Annotated in this window: 19 protein-coding genes; 10 read left to right on the top strand and 9 right to left on the bottom strand. The window is 62.6% G+C overall.

Annotation, left to right across the window (positions count from 1 at the left end; all coding sequences use genetic code 11):
• The first annotated feature begins 66 nt into the window (after positions 1-66).
• Positions 67-249: a 50S ribosomal protein L32 gene (rpmF, locus tag M729_RS0118605; RefSeq protein ID WP_008834724.1), complete on the top strand. Its 183-nt coding sequence runs from the start codon at positions 67-69 to the stop codon at positions 247-249.
• Between the two features lie 233 nt (positions 250-482).
• Positions 483-884 carry a hypothetical protein gene (locus tag M729_RS0118600; protein ID WP_013529226.1) on the top strand — a complete coding sequence of 134 codons (402 nt, stop codon included), beginning with the start codon at positions 483-485 and terminating at the stop codon, positions 882-884.
• A gap of 263 nt (positions 885-1,147) precedes the next feature.
• On the opposite strand, the gene M729_RS0118595 is transcribed toward M729_RS0118600, so the two are convergent.
• From M729_RS0118595 to M729_RS0118585, 3 genes are all read right to left on the bottom strand, one after another.
• Positions 1,148-1,579: a heme-binding protein gene (locus M729_RS0118595; RefSeq protein ID WP_024502974.1), complete on the bottom strand. Its 432-nt coding sequence runs from the start codon at positions 1,577-1,579 to the stop codon at positions 1,148-1,150.
• A gap of 164 nt (positions 1,580-1,743) precedes the next feature.
• A complete protein-coding gene (locus tag M729_RS0118590; RefSeq protein ID WP_013529228.1) occupies positions 1,744-1,977 on the bottom strand; it encodes a hypothetical protein in 234 nt (77 codons plus the stop codon).
• Between the two features lie 77 nt (positions 1,978-2,054).
• On the bottom strand, positions 2,055-2,576 hold the full coding sequence (locus M729_RS0118585) for a helix-turn-helix domain-containing protein (RefSeq protein ID WP_027162475.1): 522 nt from the start codon (positions 2,574-2,576) through the stop codon (positions 2,055-2,057).
• Positions 2,577-2,674: 98 nt separating this feature from the next.
• On the opposite strand from M729_RS0118585, the gene M729_RS0118580 reads away from it, so the two are divergent.
• Positions 2,675-3,511 (top strand): alpha/beta hydrolase, encoded by an 837-nt coding sequence (locus M729_RS0118580; RefSeq protein WP_027162474.1) that lies wholly within the window; start codon positions 2,675-2,677, stop codon positions 3,509-3,511.
• A 94-nt stretch (positions 3,512-3,605) separates the two neighbouring features.
• The gene (locus M729_RS0118575; RefSeq protein ID WP_027162473.1) at positions 3,606-4,262 is read left to right on the top strand and encodes a glutathione S-transferase family protein; all 657 of its coding nucleotides are present in this window, start codon (positions 3,606-3,608) and stop codon (positions 4,260-4,262) included.
• Positions 4,263-4,268: 6 nt separating this feature from the next.
• Here M729_RS0118575 and M729_RS0118570 read toward each other — a convergent pair whose 3' ends face one another.
• From M729_RS0118570 to M729_RS0118560, 3 genes are all read right to left on the bottom strand, one after another.
• Entirely contained in the window at positions 4,269-4,532 is a 264-nt protein-coding gene (locus tag M729_RS0118570) for a metalloregulator ArsR/SmtB family transcription factor (protein WP_013529232.1), read from the bottom strand.
• Positions 4,533-4,564: 32 nt separating this feature from the next.
• On the bottom strand, positions 4,565-5,812 hold the full coding sequence (locus M729_RS0118565) for an MFS transporter (protein WP_024502978.1): 1,248 nt from the start codon (positions 5,810-5,812) through the stop codon (positions 4,565-4,567).
• Between the two features lie 89 nt (positions 5,813-5,901).
• Entirely contained in the window at positions 5,902-6,096 is a 195-nt protein-coding gene (locus tag M729_RS0118560; RefSeq protein WP_023810953.1) for a DUF1192 domain-containing protein, read from the bottom strand.
• A 123-nt stretch (positions 6,097-6,219) separates the two neighbouring features.
• On the opposite strand from M729_RS0118560, the gene M729_RS0118555 reads away from it, so the two are divergent.
• The 3 genes from M729_RS0118555 to M729_RS0118540 all read left to right on the top strand — a co-directional run bounded on the left by M729_RS0118555 (position 6,220) and on the right by M729_RS0118540 (position 8,912).
• Complete coding sequence (locus M729_RS0118555; RefSeq protein ID WP_032808842.1) at positions 6,220-7,230, top strand: NAD(P)H-quinone oxidoreductase; 1,011 nt, start codon at positions 6,220-6,222, stop codon at positions 7,228-7,230.
• A 161-nt stretch (positions 7,231-7,391) separates the two neighbouring features.
• Positions 7,392-7,532 carry a DUF1127 domain-containing protein gene (locus M729_RS1000000137375; RefSeq protein WP_013529236.1) on the top strand — a complete coding sequence of 47 codons (141 nt, stop codon included), beginning with the start codon at positions 7,392-7,394 and terminating at the stop codon, positions 7,530-7,532.
• A 267-nt stretch (positions 7,533-7,799) separates the two neighbouring features.
• A complete protein-coding gene (locus M729_RS0118540) occupies positions 7,800-8,912 on the top strand; it encodes a helix-turn-helix transcriptional regulator (protein WP_027162472.1) in 1,113 nt (370 codons plus the stop codon).
• Between the two features lie 24 nt (positions 8,913-8,936).
• Here M729_RS0118540 and M729_RS0118535 read toward each other — a convergent pair whose 3' ends face one another.
• From M729_RS0118535 to M729_RS0118525, 3 genes are all read right to left on the bottom strand, one after another.
• On the bottom strand, positions 8,937-9,554 hold the full coding sequence (locus tag M729_RS0118535) for a LysE family transporter (RefSeq protein ID WP_027162471.1): 618 nt from the start codon (positions 9,552-9,554) through the stop codon (positions 8,937-8,939).
• A gap of 129 nt (positions 9,555-9,683) precedes the next feature.
• Positions 9,684-10,820, bottom strand: a complete 1,137-nt coding sequence (locus tag M729_RS0118530) for a helix-turn-helix transcriptional regulator (protein ID WP_032808840.1) — start codon at positions 10,818-10,820, stop codon at positions 9,684-9,686.
• 64 nt (positions 10,821-10,884) lie between these two features.
• Positions 10,885-12,024, bottom strand: coding sequence for a helix-turn-helix transcriptional regulator (locus tag M729_RS0118525; protein WP_027162469.1), 1,140 nt, complete (start codon positions 12,022-12,024; stop codon positions 10,885-10,887).
• 387 nt (positions 12,025-12,411) lie between these two features.
• On the opposite strand from M729_RS0118525, the gene M729_RS0118520 reads away from it, so the two are divergent.
• The 3 genes from M729_RS0118520 to M729_RS01000000135435 form a co-directional block, all read left to right on the top strand.
• Positions 12,412-13,605, top strand: coding sequence for a YadA-like family protein (locus M729_RS0118520; RefSeq protein WP_245267596.1), 1,194 nt, complete (start codon positions 12,412-12,414; stop codon positions 13,603-13,605).
• Positions 13,606-13,663: 58 nt separating this feature from the next.
• Entirely contained in the window at positions 13,664-14,290 is a 627-nt protein-coding gene (locus M729_RS0118515; protein ID WP_245267595.1) for a hypothetical protein, read from the top strand.
• A gap of 830 nt (positions 14,291-15,120) precedes the next feature.
• The coding region (locus M729_RS01000000135435) for an autotransporter outer membrane beta-barrel domain-containing protein (protein WP_198032113.1) at positions 15,121-18,272 on the top strand (3,152 nt) is incomplete at its 3' end.

The raw sequence follows: 18,272 nt of genomic DNA, 5'->3' as shown, positions 1-18,272 counted from the left end.
TTAGGCCCCGACATGGCCCTTTCACGAGGGCGGGCGGGGCTTTTGACCATGTAGTGGAGCATATCCATGGCCGTTCCGAAACGTAAAACCTCTCCGTCCAAGCGCGGCATGCGCCGCTCGGCCGACGCCCTCAAGGCCCCGACCTATGTCGAGGACAAGAATTCCGGCGAAATGCGCCGTCCGCACCATATCGACCTGAAGACCGGCATGTATCGCGGTCGCCAGGTGTTGACGCCCAAGGAAAGCTGAGACCAGCCTTCCAAAGGTCTGAATTCCAAAAGGACCGGCCGGTGGCCGGTCCTTTTGCGTTTGGGGGGCGGGGTAGCGCGCATCTCGACGCGTGGGCGGCAATCGTTGCAGGCAACCAGCTGACATTGTTGTTGCGTGCGGTCTTCGACCGTGTTCAACGCTGCCATCGAAACATCTTGACGGCGTGCCTGTGGCGCATTCTACAAAGGATTGCCCCCACATGGAGACGCCAGATGTTCGGTGCCATTCCGCTGCTGATCGTGCCTTTCGTGCTCTACAATCTCGGACTGCTGGGAATATTCGGCAGCGGTGACGATCCGTGGGCAAGCGAGGTCTTCTCATTCAGCATGATGTCGGGTGGCGTGTTCTCGATGACGCTTGGCGATCTGATGGTGCTGATCGGGCTGATCTTCCTGTTCCTCGAAATGGCGAAGTCGGTGCGCACCACCAATGCCTCGATCATGGACCATCTTCTGTCGACGCTGGTCTTCGTGGCCTTCCTGGTCGAGTTCCTGCTGGTGAAGGGTGCGGCCCATTCCGTCTTCTTCACGCTGATGGTCATCGCGCTGTTCGACGTGCTGGCCGGATTCGCGGTGTCGATGCGGTCGGCCAGCCGGGACATCAATTTGAATTAGGTCCCCGGCGCGGAAGGCGGAAGTTTGACGGGCGCTTGCGCTGACAGTTGGCGCAAACGCCCCTAACGTCGTCATCCCAGGGCGTAGCAAGGAGCGTAGCGACGCGGCGCAGACCCCAGGGTCCAAGCCGCGACACGTGAGCGTTTCAGCGGTCCAGAATTCTGCTCCGCTGCACTCTACGGCTGATGTTACGGAATGGATCCTCGGGTCTGCGCGACGGAGCCTCGCTCCTGCTCCGCCCGTGGATGACGAAGTTCCCGACCTCACCCCGGATCGGCGGTGAAACCGGCGGCCTCGATGCCGGCGATTGCCGCGGCTTCGTCATTGTCCGACGTGTCGCCTGAAATGCCGACGGCGCCGATGACGGCACCGGCCTTGTCGCGGATCAGCACGCCGCCGACGACCGGCAGCACGCGCCCGCCCGAGACGTCCGAGATGCCGGCGACGAGATGCGGGCGCTCCTTGGCAAAGGCCTCGACTTTGCGCGAGCCCATGCCGATGGCGAGCGCACCATAGGCCTTGCCGGCCGACATTTGCGGACGCAGGAACGAGGCGCCGTCCTGGCGCTGGAAGGCGACCAGATGCCCGCCGGCGTCGAGCACCGAGACGCCGAGCGGCTTGAGCTTGAGATCGGAGCCCTTGGCAAAGGCGGTTTCGATGATTTGCCTGGCTTTTTCGAGCGGCAGTGCGGTCATGGCGGTCTCCTGTTTGAAACGCGTCGATCATCGATCGTCGGCGGGTGAGATAACATCCCGGTTCCGGTTGAAATTGCTTCGCGTGAAAAGGCAGGATGGAAAGCAGCCTTCGCCGGCTCTTCCGGATAAGCGTTGCCGCTTGTATGGCTCCGGACGTGGCTGGGCTACTTCTTCTTGGCGCGGGCCGGTTTCTTGGCGGGTTCCGCCGGCGCGTTGGCGAGGTCTTCCGCTTCCTTGGCGAGACGCAGTGCCCGCAGCTTGTTGGTCTTGGCCTGGCGGGCGTCGCTCTCGGCGGCGTATTCGGCCATCGCCTTCTGGCGGACGGTTGCCGCCTCTTCCTGCTTCTTGAAGCGCAGGTCGGCGCGTGCGCGGGCAGCATCCCGAGAGTTCTCAACCAAGACCTTATCCAATCCCGTGAATTGTGATTTTCCGCTTCTTCTAGCAGAGCCGGCCCCAAAACGGGAAAATAAGTTGGTTACGCGGCCGGGCTGGCGGCGAGGGCCTTGCTGGCAACCACCGCCTCGTAGGCGGCCTGCAAGGTCGCGCGGACAGAAGGGCCAGACCTTGTATCGAGCGGCATGCCGAGATGCTCGTGCCGCAACTCGTCCATGAATTTGTCCCACATAGGCTGTCCGCCCTTTTCCAGCAGTTCGGCGCGGATCGACAATTCGTCGCTGACCGGCAGCCAGACGCGGCCCCAGGCGCCGAGATGGGCCAGGATCGGAACCAGCGTGATCGCCATCTCGGTCAGGCTGTAAATCGCCTTCTGCTTGTGCGAGGGATCGTCGGCCTTGGTCAGCATGCCCAGCTCCATCAGGCGCTTCAGCCGGTCGGCGAGGATGTTGGAGGCGATGCCTTCCATCGATCCGTTGAGCAGCTCGCGAAAATGGCGCCTGCCGCCGAAGATCATGTCGCGAAGGATGATCAGGCTCCAGCGGTCGCCGAAGACTTCCAGCGACAGATTGATCGGGCACCCGGACCGGCGATCCATGCTCATGAGATTTTTCTCCAAAACCGGTTGCATTATCGTATCAGTTTTATTATCGTGCAACCGATTGCAAAATGCAATCAGTTTTGCAGAGAGGAGACTGCGTGATGAGGACCACCGAACGCCCTGAGATTATATCCGAAGTCTTTGGCGATCCGGCGAACCCGCCGCTGTTGCTGATCATGGGAGCGATGGCCTCGATGCTGTGGTGGCCGGAGGCGTTCTGCCGGAAACTGGCCGGTGCCGGCCTGTTCGTGATCCGCTACGACAATCGCGATACCGGCCGTTCGACGAAATACAAGCCGGGAGAGCCGCCCTACACGTTCGATGATATGGCCGACGATGCAATGCATGTTCTGGACCACCACGGCATCGGCAAGGCGCATGTCGTCGGGATGTCGATGGGCGGCATGATCGCGCAGCTTGTGGCGTTGAAACATCCCTCGCGTGTCGTATCTCTGACTGTGATCAGCAGTTCGCCGGTGGGAATCGACACATCCGGCCTTCCCGGGACGACCGAAGCCTACATGGAACACTCGGCCGAGGGCGCCAAAGTCGATTGGTCGGACCGTGGTCAAGTGGTCGATTTCATCGTCAGGGATGCGCGGGCGATCGCCAGCACCACGCATTCATTCGATGCGGCGGGGATACGGGCCTTTGTCGAGCAGGATTACGACCGCTCCGGCGGCTTCCTGAGCGCGACCAACCATTTCATGCTCAAGGGCGGCGCCGCCTGGAAGGGCCGCCTGCACGAGATCGCGGCGCCGCTGCTGGTCATTCACGGCACGGCGGATCCGATCTTTCCGGTCGAACACGGCGAGGCGCTGGCCGAGACGGTCACCGGCGCAAGACTCATTCGCATCGAAGGTGGCGGCCACGAGCTGCATCCGGACGACTGGGCCGAGATGTCCGCAGCGATCATCGCGCATGTCCAAGCCGGTTGAAGCAGCATAGGCTGGTTTGACGGACAAGGCTAACCGCAACAGGCGTGCCGCAGGGTAGCGGCCACCGACAATCCACGAAACAGACGAGCAAAAAATGTCCCTGACACTTCATTTCCATCCGCTGGCCTCCTTCTGCTGGAAGCCGTTGATCGCGCTGTACGAGAACGCCACGCCGTTCACGCCTGTCATCGTCGACCTTGGCGATGCTGAATCGCGCGCGGCCTTCCTGAAGATCTCGCCGGCCGGCAAGATGCCGGCGCTGCGCGACGATGCGCGTGGCCGTACGGTGCTGGAATCGAGCATCCTCGTCGAATATCTGGCCGCGCACTATCCGGGGCCGGTCGACCTCGTTCCCGCCGAGATCGACATGGCGTTGGCCGTCCGCCAAGCTGACCGTTTCTATGATTTCTATGTGCAGGAGCCGATGCAGAAGATTGTCGGCGACCGGTTGCGCCCCGGCGACAAGACCGACCCGTTCGGCGTCGAGCAGGCTCGCGACCGGTTGCGCAATTCCTACGCCATCATCGAACAGGACATGCAGTCGAAGATCTGGGCGATGGGCGACAGCTTCACCACGGCCGATTGCGCAGCCTCCCCCGCGCTGTTCTATGCCAACAAGGTCGAGCCGTTGGGCGACAGGTATCCGGCTGTGAAGCGCTATCACGACCGCCTGCTGCAGCGCCCCGCCTTCGCTCGGGTGATCGGGGAGGCGCAGCCCTACTTCAAGTTCTTCCCCTACAACAACGGTTGATCGGGGTTAGGCTTCCCAGAACTGATCGAGCCAGATGTTGAGTTTGAGGAAGCCAGTGCCGCTCACCGTATAGACGCGCCTTGTTCCTTCCGGCTTGGCGTGGACCAGGCCGGCATCGAGCAGCACTTTCAGATGTTGCGACACGGCTGGGCGCGAGACCGGCAAGCCGGCGGCCAGTTCGGTGACGGTTTTCGGGCCGCGGCGAAGTTCTTCCAGAAGATGGCGCCGGTTGGGATCGGCAATCGCCATGAAGGCGTCGGAAAACATCATGCCTGTATTAGTGAGGCAAAGCCTTTCGAATCTCAACCGTCTGCTTCTGCTTTTCTTCTGGGATCAAGCCGCAATGCTTCCGGGGTGACCGAGCGGTCGGCCGGCTGCGTCTTGAAGGCGTCACGATCCCCGATCGGCACCGGCGCGCGGCGGCTGATGCGCAGCAGCGTGTAGCCCGCCAGGCAGAGATGCGCGAAGGCGGTCGCCAGGAACAGACCTTCCGGGCGCATCCAGCCCATCAGGGCAGCCGCAAGCAAAGGTCCGATCATCGTGCCGAAGCCATAGAGCAGCAACAGCCCGCCAGATACCTTGACGAAATCCTCCGAGCGCGCGTGGTCGTTGGCATGCGCCACGGCGATGGAATATAGCGTATAGGCGAAGGCGCCATAAGCGGCGGTGAAGACGATGACGAAGACGCCGGAGCGTGGCTCGAACAGGAAGATCATGAGCGCGAAGAAGGCCCCGCCGAAAGCCGCCCCCGCCAGCACGAAGCGCCGGTCGGTCTTGTCGGACAGGCGCCCGGCCGGAAGCTGCATGGCGGCACCGGCAACGACCACAAGACTCATCATCAGGGCGATCTCGGCCGTGGAAATGCCGATGCGTGCACCATAGACCGCGCCAAGCGTGCCCCAGGCGCCGTTGGCGATGCCGATCAACACGCAAGCGACCGCCGACACCGGCGAATTGGCATAAAGGCCCCTGACATCAAGTGAGACATCCTGCAGCGGCTTGGGGTGGGAGGCGGTCGAGACCGCCGTCGGAATGAGCGACAGGCAAAACAGGATGCCGGTAATCATGAACAGCGACGCGGACTTCACGTCGCCGCCGGCGACGATCATCTGCCCGCCCATGATCGAGGCATAAGTCACCATCATGTAGAGGCCGAAGACGGTGCCACGGTTCTCGTTGGTGGCCTTCTCGTTCAACCAGCTTTCGATGACCATGAAGGCGCCGGCCATGGTGAAGCCGGTGAAGGCGCGCAGCAGGATCCAGACATACTCGTCGATGATCAGCCCGGTGAGCAGCGCCACGATGGCGCCGGATGCGGCAAAGGCGCCAAAGGCGCGCACGTGGCCGGCGCGGCGCACGATGCGCGGTGCGAAGAAGCAGCCGGTGACGAAGCCGCCGGCCCAGGCCGTGCCCATCAGGCCGAGCGATGCGGTCGAGAAGCCTTCCAACTGACCGCGCAGGGGCAGAAGCAGCCCATGCAAACCAGATGCCGCGAGCAGGAAAGCGGTGCCGCGAAGCAGCGAGAGGATCGGTCGGTAGGTTGCGAACATTGGTTGATCCGGCTCAGGTTTGGCGGGGACGCTGCGTCTGAAGACAGTCGCATTCGGGCTTTTCGGCGGCGGGCTTTACGCCCGAGCGCCTATCCGCGGCGGAACAGTGCTTCGGCCGCGGATTTGGTGGTGTCCTTGGCCTTGAGTTCGGCTTCCAGGCGGGCGATTTCGTCGCGCAGGATGCCGATCCGCTCAGTCAAGTCGCTGACGGAAAGCAATGACAGGTCCTGCCCGATCTCGTGCGGGCGCGCCTTCTTCTTGGGTTCGTCGTCGAAGATCGCCATCGTCGCTCCTCCTCCGCCAAGACCAGATTGGCCATTTGCCTGATTTGGCAATCAGCATACATAGGGCAGGGGCGTCGATGCAAACAGCCGGTCGGATAACGGCGAGGAAAGACGGGAAATCTCATGGCGAGCGGACAGAAAATTCCGGCAAGAATGACGGCCATCGCGATCTCGGAGCCAGGTGGCCCTCGGGTGCTGAAGCCGGAAACACGCGACGTGCCGCAGCCCGGCCCCGGCGAGATCCTGATCAAGGTGCATGCCGCCGGCGTCAACCGGCCCGACGTCCAGCAGCGCAAAGGCGCCTATCCGCCACCGCCCGGCGCATCCGACCTGCCGGGCCTCGAAGCATCGGGTGAAGTGGCGGCCCTTGGCGACGACATATCACGCTGGCGCATTGGGGACCGCGTCTGTGCGCTGACGCCCGGCGGCGGCTATGCCGAATATGTCAAGGTCCATGCAGGGAGCGTGCTGCCGTTGCCCGCCGGCTTCACCCACACCGAAGCCGCGGCGGTGCCGGAGAATTACTTCACCGTCTGGCACAATGTGTTCGAGCGTGGCGGCCTCAAGAAAGGCGAGACGCTGCTCGTCCATGGCGGCTCGTCCGGCATCGGCACGACAGCAATCCAGCTTGCCTCCGCCTTCGGCGCCTATGTCATCACCACTGCCGGCAGCAAGGAGAAATGCGACGCCTGCCTGAAGCTCGGCGCCGACCGGGCGATCAATTATCGCGAGGCGGATTTCGTCGCCGCGGTCAAGGAGGCAACGGGTGGCAAAGGCGCCAATGTCATCCTCGACATGGTCGGCGGCGACTATGTGGCGCGCAACTACGAAGCCGCGGCGGTCGAAGGCCGCATCGTCCAGATCGCCGTTCAGGCCGGCGCTGTCGCAAGCGCGGACTTTTCGAAGATCATGGTCAAGCGGCTTACCCACACAGGTTCGACGCTGAGGCCGCGAACCGTCGAGTTCAAGGCGGCGATCGCGGCGGCGCTGGAAGCGCAGGTGTGGCCGCTGCTCGGCACGCGCAAGGTTGCCCCTGTGATGGACATGATCTTCCCGCTCAGCGAAGCCTGGCGGGCGCATGAGCGCATGGAAGAGGGTGAGCATATCGGCAAGATCGTGCTCGACATAGGCTGACAGCGCGCGAGGTCAGCGCCTCGCTGCCCACAAGATGAACAGAAGCTTAATGCTGCAATGCAGCATTTGCATCATTGCTATGCAAAATCAGCCATTCAAGTCCTCATCGATGACGCCTATTTGAGCACCATCGAAACGAACATCATTCTGGAGGGACTACCATGAACCCGATCCGCGCTTTCCGTAACTGGCGTATGTACACCGAGACCGTCCGCGAACTGAACCGTCTCAACGCACGTCAGCTCAGCGATCTCGGCATCAACCGCGCCGACATCGAAAAGATCGCCCGCAGGGCTATCTAAAGCCACGTCTGGTCCGCTCCGGCGGACCAAGCCGCGGAAGCCAGAGCCGCACCAGACGACTTTTGTCGCGGTTCCGAGCCCGCTGGACCCAGTCCGGCGGGTTTTGTCGTTTTGGGGCCGGCAACTGCATGCGGCTCGACAGCAATCTGAGGTTGACCTCAGCTTTCAGCATGGCATTTTGATCTTGCGGGTATCGGTTGGCGTGTGGGAGCGCGTTGACGATCCGAGCCGGCAAGACGCTTTCTCTGAAAGAGGCTGTGCGCTCTCATGTTCGATGATCTTACGGACAGGATCTACGAGGCCGCGTTCGTGCCGGATTTGTGGGCGGGTGCTCTTGAAGCGGCCAGCGAGCTTTCGAGTTCGGCTGACGGCGCGATCTTCCTGTTCAGCGACGGCTCCCCTGTTCGCGGTCGGTTGAGTGACGAGCTTCCCGGGCATGGCAATTCCCTTGAAACCGTCCGCTCCCTGTTCGATGAATTCATCGCCGGCGACAGCTGGAAATTCTCCGATGCGATTCAGCGCATGTGCAGCCTGCAACCGGCGAGTTTCGTGCAGGTCGAAGATTTTCTGACTGCTGACGAGCTCGAGCATGATCCGGTACGGATACAATTGAGGGCGGCGGGTATCGGTGCTCATATCTGTTCGGCGGTTGCCATGCCGAGCGGTGAACTGGTCACATTTGTCTTTCAACGCTGGACGCGGGATGGCACCTACGATCAGACATCGATCGATAGGCTCGATCAGCTTCGTCCCCACTTTGCGCGCGCCGGCCTGGTGTCGGCGCGGTTGGGCATGGAGCAGGCCAAAGCGAGCGTCTCCGCACTTGAGGCCCTTGGTCTGCCGGCTGCGGTAATGACCGCATCGGGACGCGTGCTGACGGCCAATGTGCTGCTGGAAAACATGCCATCCGTTTTCATCGCCGCCGCACATGGCGGCATGGCACTTGCCGACGTGTCCGCCAATGAGCTTTTCCGGCAAGCCATTACGCACAATTTGCACAACCGGGTCGTGCGTTCCATTCCCATTCCTGCCAGGGAAGGCCAACCGGCGTTGGTCATTCATCTCCTGCCGCTGCGCCGTGCCGCGCACGAGATCTTTTCCGGGGCTGACATTCTGGTTGCGGCGACGGCGATGAGCGCCAGCGCCACCGTGCCGTCGCCAAGCTTGCTTGCCGGCCTGTTCGACCTGACGCCCGCAGAGGCGCGGCTGGCGGCCTCCCTTGCGCAAGGGCGGCCATTGAAGGAGGCAGCGGCAAGCTCCAACGTCACCGTCAAAACCAGCCGCACCTATCTCGAACGGATCTTCGCCAAGACCGGGACGCGGCAACAAAGCCAGCTTGTCGCTTTGCTGAAGAGCGCGGAACTGCCCAGCCGCGGATGAGAAGAGGGCGGCTACAGCCGCCGCTCAATGTCCAAATGCGGAGAAGCCGAGCGCCACCAGGGTTCCTCCCAGCGCGATGTCCGCATGCTTTCGAAAACGACTGTAAAATCGCTGCGCAACCGGTTGGGAGATACAAAGGCCGAGCAGCCCAAACCAGGCAATGGCTATGGCAAAAACCAGCACAGCCAGGGGTAGGTGCGTTGCCCCGCGCGCATCCAGATTCAGCGTGGAGGACGCGAAGAACAATGCAGTTGCAGGGTTTGCCACTGCCGTGACAAAGCCCAGCCGAAAATATCGCGTGATTGGAACGGGCTTGGGCACGTCGGAGCCAACCTTGATCGACAGCGCCCGCCGCATCGAATTCCAACCGATGAAGACCAGCATTGCACCGTAGAGGCTGGCGGCCATCTGGTGTGCAAAGCCCCCTGACGGCAACGCTCCGGCGCCGGTCGCGACGACGGTCGCCAGCGAACTCGCGCCCAAGGCGACACCGGCGGCAGCCGACAGAGCCGTGGTGCGCGAAGCGGTTAGCGCGGCTTGCGTGACGACGGCGAAGTTGGCGCCGGGCAGCATTGCCACCAGCGCATAGGAAATGGCGAATGGAAGCAACCCCGCCACCACGGCGTGTCCGGTTTCGAACATCGACTTTCCCCGCATCGACAGCGCCCCCTCCTCAAGCGAGGCCGCTACAATCGGGGTCGAAACTTGCACACAATGCTTTGCCTCCGACAGTCGGCATATGCCGACTGTCGGGTTCCAAAAATCAGGTTTCTACCTGCGCCCGCTGAGCGGTTCGGTGCTCTTGAGCAGCGCCACCAGTTCACTCTGCTGGCGGGTTTCGGTCTTGGCGAAGATACGTTCGAGATAGGTGCGGCCGGTCTTTACTGTGATGTTGGACGCTGCCGCGACCTCCTTCAGCGAGCGTCCCGACGCCAGTTCCGTAGCCAGGCGGGCTTCGGCCGGCGTGAGGTCGAACAGCTCGCGGACATGCAACTCGAAGCCATCGGGAATACGGCGGGCGACCTCCGTCACCATGACCACCGCGCAACGTTCGGACGCCAGGCCATAGGCGCGGGCATCGACGAATGGCGCCACCGACAGCACCAGCCGCGCCAGGTCGGATTGCCGGCGATCGGACGGCACCAGCAGTGTACCGCCGACGCCCGGCATGACCCCGTCATGCAGCGAGCAGGCGTCGGCAACGAGCCGCTCCAGCTCCTGCGTATCCTCGGCACTGGCGGCCGCGATTGTGCCATCCCTCAATCGCAGCGGACTGTCGGGCCGTGACAGCATCGCTTCGGCGGCCTCGTTCATCTGTGCGATCTGCTGATGGCCGTTGATCAGAAACACGCCGAATGGCAGATGCGAAAACGCCGACGCCAGGGCCGACGTTTTCTCCAGCTGCTGGCCGATCTGTCCGGCGCGCCGCATGTGCGGCACGATCTTGCGCAACAGGTCGATGTCGTCGGCGCCGAAGGTTTCCTGGCCTGGGCCGCGATCGATGCTGAGCATCCAGTGCGAGTCGTTCGACGAGAGCAGGTTGGAGACGAGGCCGTGATACATGTCGCGCGGCCGCAGCCAGTCCTGCCAGAGTTCGCGGCGGCGGAACGCCGCCACCTCGTCCGCCAGGGGCCAGCGACTGACCACGCCGAGGGGCAAGGCGGCCGATGCCGCCGCCAGCGGATCGCGCAACAGGGCTTCGATGCCCTTTTGCGAGGTGAACTCCGGATCGAAATCGGATGCAACCGCATCGAATGTGTGTGGGCTGATGCGCACGATACAGGAGCGCGAGCCGCCGAACAGATCGCGCAGGCCAGTTACCGCATCGAACCAGCGCTCCTGATCGTAAGCGGCCTCATAGACCTTGCCGACCACCGCGGAGACCGCTTCGATGCTCACATTGGACATTGACCGCTCACGGATGCTTTGCAAACGACACTGGAGTTCCGCAGCAATTTGAAGGGTGTGAATATCATCTGCGCCCGCTGAGCGGTTCAGTGCTCTTGAGCAGCGCCACCAGTTCGCTTTGCTGGCGGGTGCGGGTCTTGGAGAATATCCGTTCGAGATAGGTGCGACCGGTTTTTACGGTGATGTTGGAAGTGTCGGCGGCTTCCTTCAGCGACCGGCCGGACGCCAATGCCGTAGCAAGCCGCGCTTCGGCCGGCGTTAGGTCGAACAGCTCACGGACATGCGTCTCGAAGCCGTCGGGGATGCGTCGGGCGACCTCCGTCACCATGATTACCGCGCAGCGTTCGGATGCCAGACCATAGGCGCGGGCGTCGACGAAGGGCGCCACGGACAGCACCAGCCGCGCCAGGCCGGATTGCTGCCGATCGGACGGCACCAGCAGCGTCCCGCCTGTGCCGGGCGTGACGGCGTCGCGCAGCGAGCAAGCGTCGGCGACAAGCCGTTGCAGCTCCTGCGTATCCCCCGCATTGCAGATTATTATGGCCCCGTCGCTCAGCTTCAGCGGACTGTCCGGCCGCGCCAGCATCGCTTCGGCGGCCTCGTTCATCTGTGCGATCCGCTGGTGACTGTTGACCAGGAAGACACCGAAAGGCAGGTGAGAAAAAGCAGATGCCAGTGCTGACGTGTTCTCCAACTGCCGACCGATCTGCCCGGCGCGCAGTACATGCGGGACGATCTTCCGCAACAGTTCGACATCCCTGACCTCGAATGCATTCTGCCGGGAACTGCGATGGATATCCAGAAACCAATAGGAGCCATTGGAAGCCAGGAGATTGCAGGCGAGGCCATGATACATATCGCGCGGCATATACCAGTCTTGCCAGAGCTCGCGACGGCGGAAGCCGGCTCCCCCTTTCATTATCCGCGTGCGATCATAGACGCAGCCTACAGGCAAGGCTGCGGCGACCTGGCTGATGGGATCACGCATGTGGGCAGCGGTTACCTCGGCAGATGAGAACTCGGGATCATAGACTGTCGAGACCGCGTTGCTCGTCTTGGGATCGAGTCGCACGATGCAGGAGCGCGAGCCGCCGAACAGATCGCGCAGGCCGGTCACCGCATCGAACCAGCGCTCCTGATCGTAAGCGGCCTCATAGACCTTGCCGACCACTGCGGAGACCGCTTCGATGCTCACGTCACCCATTGGTGTCCAGCTTTCAAAGGACCATGCTCAAGGAGCCTAACATACAAAAAATATCTATCAAGTTATGGTTACGGCTAGCTAAGTAATGCTGGAGTTCAAGCCAAGGTCTCTTAATATTAGTAATCGGCAATGTGTCACCTGCCGGCTACAGCCGTCGCGTTAAGGTGGTAGCGGCCCCACAAAGCGACGAACAGTCGTCATATGACGACTGTTCGGATTGTGTCCTACCTGCAATCTCGGTCGCACTGGCAGTTCGATCGAGGTGGGAACGCGATGGCGAGAATTATCAGGTCGGTGGGGGGTAGGTCGGAAAACATGGCGTCATGCTTTTGCGAACGAGCTTGTCGGCCTTCCGAGAGGGACGTCAGCCGTCGTGATGCACCCGGCATGTCGATCCTGACCTTGGCCGGTTTGATGGGCTTGGCTGTTTTCGCGCTTGCCTCGGGAAATGCGCGGGCAGGCGAATGTGCCGGCGGCGATGACGGTGGAAATGTCACAAGTCTCGCTTGTGGTGACGGGCCGGACGCATCGTATGACGCTTTTACATATTCGGCATATGCAACAGCAATAGGCTCCCACGCTCGGGCGGATGGAGTGGAAAGCAGCGCCTTGGGTTACAGATCCAATAGCGGCACGGGCGGGCAGAATACGGCAATGGGGGCGTTTGCCAAAGCAGGCGATCTCGATGAAACAACTGATTTCAACAGTTCCGGTACAACTGCGATCGGCACGGGCGCGAAGGCCGGCGCCGTAGCCAACGATCAAAATGAGGCAACGGCGCTTGGTCACCTGGCGGAGGCCAACGCCGCTTTTGCGACAACACTCGGGGCTCAATCCAAGGCCAATTACACGGGATCAATGGCTATCGGTCATGGCGTGGAGACCACGCGCGACAATCAGGTGAAGGTCGGCAATGTTAATAACACCTATACGCTGGCGGGCGTCACTTCGGACGCGAGCAAGGCGGCGCAAGACCTAAACCCGGTCGATCCGGTCTTCTTGGTGACGACGGATGCTGCAGGCAATCTGGCGGCATCGACATTCGATGTGGCCGCGCTCGAAGACCTGCCGGAAAAGGTTGCCGATCATGAAATTCGCATCGCCAGCAATACGAATAACATCAACGCCTTGAACACGACCGTGGGTGGCCACACGACCGAGCTTGCCGACCACGAGGGTCGCATCGCCAGCAACACCAATGCGATCGCTACCCATACGACTCAACTCCTTGATCTCGATACGAGGGTGATCGACAACACCAGCAACATCGCGGCTCTCGACGGGCGCGTCGGCGCGTTGGAGTCCGGCTTTCAGAACCTTGGCGGCGAGATCAGCGAAACCCGCACGGAAGCGCGTGCCGGCACCGCGCTGGCGCTGGCTACTGCGGGGCTGCGCTACGATGACAGGCCCGGCAAGCTGTCGCTGGCTGGCGGCTTCGGTCATTTCAAAGGGCAATCGGGGCTGGCGCTCGGCCTTGGCTACAACACCAGCGAGGAGTTCCGCATGAACGCTGCCGTATCGGCAACCACCGGCCGTGGCGACGTCGGCGTCAGCGTCGGAGCCTCATGGACACTGAACTGACGCGGCCGGGATGATGCGGGGTTTGGGGCTTCAGCATTCCGTGCCGTTGCAGTGGCGGGTGCCCGGTTGGCGGACTTCGGGCGCCCGCGGTTTTTTTGCCGCATTGGTGGCCATCACGCTGATGGCCGTCGCGGTGCCTGCGCAGCCCGGGCATGCGCAAGCCAAGGAAAAACGGGTGGGGCAAAAGACGGCGCGGCCTGCCGGTATCGACCGCAATGGGGTGCTGATCCTGATCCGCGGTGCGCTTTTGGCGCTCGATCAGGCCAACAAGACCGGCAATTACACGGTGCTGCGCGATCTCGGCTCGCCGAATTTCCAGGCCAACAGTGCCGCACAGCTCGGCGACATCTTCGCCAACCAGCGCAAGCAGGCACTCGACTTCGGCGCCGTCGCGGTGCTCGAGCCGCAACTGACCCTTTTGCCGCAGATCGAGCCGAACGGCATGCTGCACATGGCGGGCTTCTTCCCGTCGGTACCCTTGCAGGTCAATTTCGAGCTTATGTTCGAGCCAACTGACCGGCAGTGGAAGATCTACGGCGTGTCCGTCAACCTGACATCAGGTGGCCCGCAAGCGCCCGACACGCCGGTGGCAGAGCAGTCGAAGCCGGACGCCGCCGGCCCGCCGCCGGAGGGGCCGTCGATGGCCGTGCAGCCGAAGAAAGAAACCAAACCGGTCAAGCCGTAGCGTGTGGAGCGTTCATGCACTGGTTACTCCAAATCCTATCCTCCGCCCCGATGTCGGAGCACCTGAGTTGACCGATGGAAAAAGGCGCCAGAGGTACGTTTGCATACTCGACCCGACCAACGCATGGACGGTGGGATTGCGAGATGGAGATGCCGGCTTCACTGGGAGGCCAGCATCTGACCGGGCGGCCGAAGGAACGAGCCGAGGCTGCCCGCGCAATTCTGGAGCGTATCCACAAAAGCAAGATGGATGGTGGTAGGCCAAATCAGCTCGTCGATTAATCGTGCTCTCTGTTCATGCCTGGCCATGAGCAAGACCGCTTTATGGTCGGCTTCGCCAGCTGGCGACGCAGTGCCGGCTCAAGGCGCTTCGGCGTCGAAACCGTGATCCCTGAGCCCAATGCTCCAAAGCCGGCCCCTGGTGCTGTCGGTCATGTTGCGCTGGGCAACAGAGGCGCCAGACACGCCTGCCGCGGAGCAGCCGCAGGCGACTGACGCCGGTTCCCCAGATGCACCTTCAAAGGCCGCCTAGCCGAAGAAAGCAACAAACCTTAGGAACGCGGTGTACCTTGGGCTGACTGCTTTCGAAGGCCAACGGAAGCTCGCTGCAGTCCGCCGCCCACCCTTCGATAATTAGCCAGACGGAATGTGTATCCCGGATGTAACAGCCCGGCTCCCGCAAGCCTTCAACGGCGGCATAAAGCGTCAGACCCTCGTCATATGACGACTAGGAAAGCCGATCGCATTCGATCAGCCATTGGCAGGAAACACCGACGATTGCTTCGGCTTACCGCCGAAGGCGATCTGTCGGGATGGGGGCAGGGGCAGACCATGAATTTCAGCAATCGCAATCGTCGCTATCGCAACCGCCTGCTGGTCAGCACGGCGATGGCCGGAGCGACGCTGCTCGGCTTTGGCCAGAGCGCCGACGCCGCCTGCGCGCCGGCGGCACCCCCCAATTATGTCTGCTCCGGTGCCAACACCACCGGCCAGATCGTACCCACCACGATCGGCTTGCCGCTCGACCTGGGCGACTTCATCGCCCTTGCCCTTGCTCCGGCCAACCCTTCGGTCACCACCGATCCGGGGTTCAGCGTCACCACCAGCGATCCCTTCGCGCTTGGCATATTGGGCAGCGGCGCGGTCAGCTACACCGATGCCAATGCCTCGCCGCTGAGTTCGACGACAGGCATCGGCCTTGGCGTCGTGTCGCTGGTTCCGCAGATAGCGCCTCCCTATTACGGACCCAATCCGGGCGGCTCGGTGACCATCGACACCGGCGGTGCCATAACCGGCGCCCTGATCGGCGTTGCCGCCATCAACACCGGCGACGGCGCAACCACCGTCAACGCCACCGGCGACATCCAGTCGACAGATGCCAGCGGTTATGGTGTCGTCGTCTACTCGCAAGGTTCTGCTGCTACCGTCACCGCTGGAAACGTGAGCGGCGCGGCCGTCGGCATCTACGCCATCAATCAGGGCCTGACGGCAGATCTCAGCGTCACCGCCACTGGCGATGTCACCGCCAGCAGCAGCGGATACGGCATCTATGCGATCAATGGCGGGCAACAGCTCGATGTCGTCAACACGGTTCTGAACGGCACGCCGACCTTTTCTGGCCCGATCGCCCATGTCGGCAAAGACCTGACTGTCATCGCCGAAGGCACAGTCAGCGGTGGCACCGGCATTGTTGCCCAGAACCTCGGCACTGGCGCCACCAGCGTCACGGCGAAGGCCGCAGTGACCGGGAGCAATACCGGCATTAATGCCTACAGCGGCAGCACGGCGACAGACCTGACGGTTCGCGCCGAAGGCACCGTCAGCGGCGGCGTCTTCGGCATTAATGCCTCAAACGACGGCACTGGCACCACCAGCGTCACGGCGACAAAGGCGGTAACTGGAACAGACGGCGACGGCATTTATGCCGTCAACGGCACTACGGCGAAGGGCCTGACTATCCTCGCCGATACGGTCAGCGGCTACTTCGGCATCGAGGCCAAGAACAATGGCACAGGCGCCACCAGCGTCACGGCGAAGGCAGCGGTTACCGGGATAAGCGATACCGGCATCTACGCCTTCAACGCTGCCTCGGCGATGGGCGGCCTGACGGTCGACGCCATGGCGGTTAGTGGCGCCACCTACGGCATTTATGCCGAGAACAGGGGCAGCGGCGTGACCAGCGTTACCGCCAAGGGCGACGTAGCGGGAACCGGCTACACAGGCATCGTAGCCGTTAACGGCACCATCACGCTCAATCCAGAGGGCACGATTGCCAGCGTTGCGGCAAACGCCAACGCCACCGATCTGACGGTCGACGCCATGGCGGCCAGTGGCAGCGAAGAAGGCATATACGGCTACAACGCCGGCACCGGCGCGACGAAAGTCACGGCAAAAGGCGCGGTGAGTGGCCTTACCGGCATTCGTGTCACCAACGCCGGCAGCGCGACGAGCCTGACCGTCGAGGCCGTGGCGGTCAACGGCTACACCGGCATCTATGCTCGCAACTTCGGCACCGGCGCCACCAGCATCACGACGACCGGGGCGGTGACCGGGATAGCCGGTCCCGGCATCGATGTGGCCAATTACGGGACAGACCTGACGGTCGACGCCATGACTGTCAGCGGCGACAACACGGGCCTCGCTGCCTTCAACTTCGGCACCGGCGCCACCAAGGTCACGGCGAAAGGTACGGTGACCGGTGCATCCGGTGCCGGCATCCTGGCAAGAACCGGTACCACAACGACAGGCGGCATCATAGTCGACGCCGCCGGAGCCGGTGGCGGCCTCACCGGCATCCAGGTCGAAAACAACGGCGCCGGCGCCACCACCATCACGGCCACCGGCACGGTCGAAGGCGGCAACGCCGCGATCAAAGCAATATCGTCCGCAGGCCAAGCGATTTCCATCACCACCAGCGGCCTAGTGCGCAACAGCTCGCAGATAGCTAGCCTTGTGGCGGTAGAGACCTCGGGTGGGCCGGTGACCTTCACCAACAATGGCGGGCTGCTTGGCACCGTCAAGCTCGGCACTGCCGCCAATATTGTCGCCAACAACGCAACCTGGAACACCGCCGGCATCAATGAGTTTGGTGGCGGCACGCTGACCAATGATGTTGGCAAGGACATTGTCACCGCCGCCGTCGGTTATGATAGCCCGGTGACGACGACATTCAAGGCGTTGTCCAACTTCACCAACAATGGCAGGCTGACCATGGCCAATGGCATTGCCGGCGATGTCACCAACCAGTTTGCCGGCGATGCGACGTTCGCGGCCGGCTCGGTGCTGGCCGTCGATATCAATGGCACGGGTGCAGCCGACCGGTTCGCAGTCGAAGGAACAGCCGATCTGTCCGGCGCGACGCTGGCGGTAACGGCTCAGGGCCTCGCCGTCGGCACCTACACGGTGGTGTCCGCCGGCAGCGGGCTTGGCGGGACGACATTCCAGGCGTTGACCGGTGTCACCAGCACAGCATTCCTGTCTGTGACCGACACCTATGACGCCTACAACGCCTATCTCGATGTGACCAAGGTGCGCGACTTCGCCGATGCCGGGCTGACGCCCAACCAGATCGCCACCGGCGAAGGGCTGGACAGCCTGACTGGTGGGGCTGTGTTCGGCGCCGTCGCCGGGTTGGCCACCGATGCCGAGGCACGCGCTGCCTTCGACCAGCTTTCGGGCGAAGTCCACGCCTCGGCCAAGGGCATGCTGGTCGAGGACAGCCGCTTCGTCCGCGATGCGGCCACTTCTCGTATCCGCGCCGCTTTCGGCGACGGCAGCACCGCTGCTTTGCCGGTCATGGCCTATGGCGATGGTGGCCCTGAAATGGTTGCCGCCGATACTGATCGCTTTGCCGTCTGGGGCCAGGCTTTCGGGTCCTGGGGCAANACCGACAGCGACGGCAACGCTGCTGCCTTCGATCGTTCGACGGGGGGCCTGCTGGCGGGCGCCGACACGCTGGTGGGCGGCTGGCGTGTCGGTCTGCT

The organism is Mesorhizobium sp. WSM1293, assembly GCF_000513875.1.
Taxonomy (GTDB): domain Bacteria; phylum Pseudomonadota; class Alphaproteobacteria; order Rhizobiales; family Rhizobiaceae; genus Mesorhizobium; species Mesorhizobium ciceri.
This window is presented reverse-complemented; position numbering and strand designations above follow the sequence as displayed.

What these genes read in the sequence shown, in the direction of transcription:
- M729_RS0118580 (WP_027162474.1), top strand. Translation starts at nt 2,675, where the DNA reads ATGAGGACCACCGAACGCCCTGAGATTATATCCGAAGTCTTTGGCGAT.
- M729_RS0118525 (WP_027162469.1), bottom strand. Translation starts at nt 12,024, where the DNA reads ATGGGTGACGTGAGCATCGAAGCGGTCTCCGCAGTGGTCGGCAAGGTC.
- M729_RS1000000137375 (WP_013529236.1), top strand. Translation starts at nt 7,392, where the DNA reads ATGAACCCGATCCGCGCTTTCCGTAACTGGCGTATGTACACCGAGACC.
- M729_RS0118535 (WP_027162471.1), bottom strand. Translation starts at nt 9,554, where the DNA reads ATGTTCGAAACCGGACACGCCGTGGTGGCGGGGTTGCTTCCATTCGCC.
- M729_RS0118570 (WP_013529232.1), bottom strand. Translation starts at nt 4,532, where the DNA reads ATGATGTTTTCCGACGCCTTCATGGCGATTGCCGATCCCAACCGGCGC.
- rpmF (WP_008834724.1), top strand. Translation starts at nt 67, where the DNA reads ATGGCCGTTCCGAAACGTAAAACCTCTCCGTCCAAGCGCGGCATGCGC.
- M729_RS0118540 (WP_027162472.1), top strand. Translation starts at nt 7,800, where the DNA reads ATGTTCGATGATCTTACGGACAGGATCTACGAGGCCGCGTTCGTGCCG.
- M729_RS0118565 (WP_024502978.1), bottom strand. Translation starts at nt 5,812, where the DNA reads ATGTTCGCAACCTACCGACCGATCCTCTCGCTGCTTCGCGGCACCGCT.
- M729_RS0118520 (WP_245267596.1), top strand. Translation starts at nt 12,412, where the DNA reads ATGTCGATCCTGACCTTGGCCGGTTTGATGGGCTTGGCTGTTTTCGCG.
- M729_RS0118530 (WP_032808840.1), bottom strand. Translation starts at nt 10,820, where the DNA reads ATGTCCAATGTGAGCATCGAAGCGGTCTCCGCGGTGGTCGGCAAGGTC.
- M729_RS0118575 (WP_027162473.1), top strand. Translation starts at nt 3,606, where the DNA reads ATGTCCCTGACACTTCATTTCCATCCGCTGGCCTCCTTCTGCTGGAAG.
- M729_RS0118595 (WP_024502974.1), bottom strand. Translation starts at nt 1,579, where the DNA reads ATGACCGCACTGCCGCTCGAAAAAGCCAGGCAAATCATCGAAACCGCC.
- M729_RS0118555 (WP_032808842.1), top strand. Translation starts at nt 6,220, where the DNA reads ATGGCGAGCGGACAGAAAATTCCGGCAAGAATGACGGCCATCGCGATC.
- M729_RS0118560 (WP_023810953.1), bottom strand. Translation starts at nt 6,096, where the DNA reads ATGGCGATCTTCGACGACGAACCCAAGAAGAAGGCGCGCCCGCACGAG.
- M729_RS0118585 (WP_027162475.1), bottom strand. Translation starts at nt 2,576, where the DNA reads ATGAGCATGGATCGCCGGTCCGGGTGCCCGATCAATCTGTCGCTGGAA.
- M729_RS0118600 (WP_013529226.1), top strand. Translation starts at nt 483, where the DNA reads ATGTTCGGTGCCATTCCGCTGCTGATCGTGCCTTTCGTGCTCTACAAT.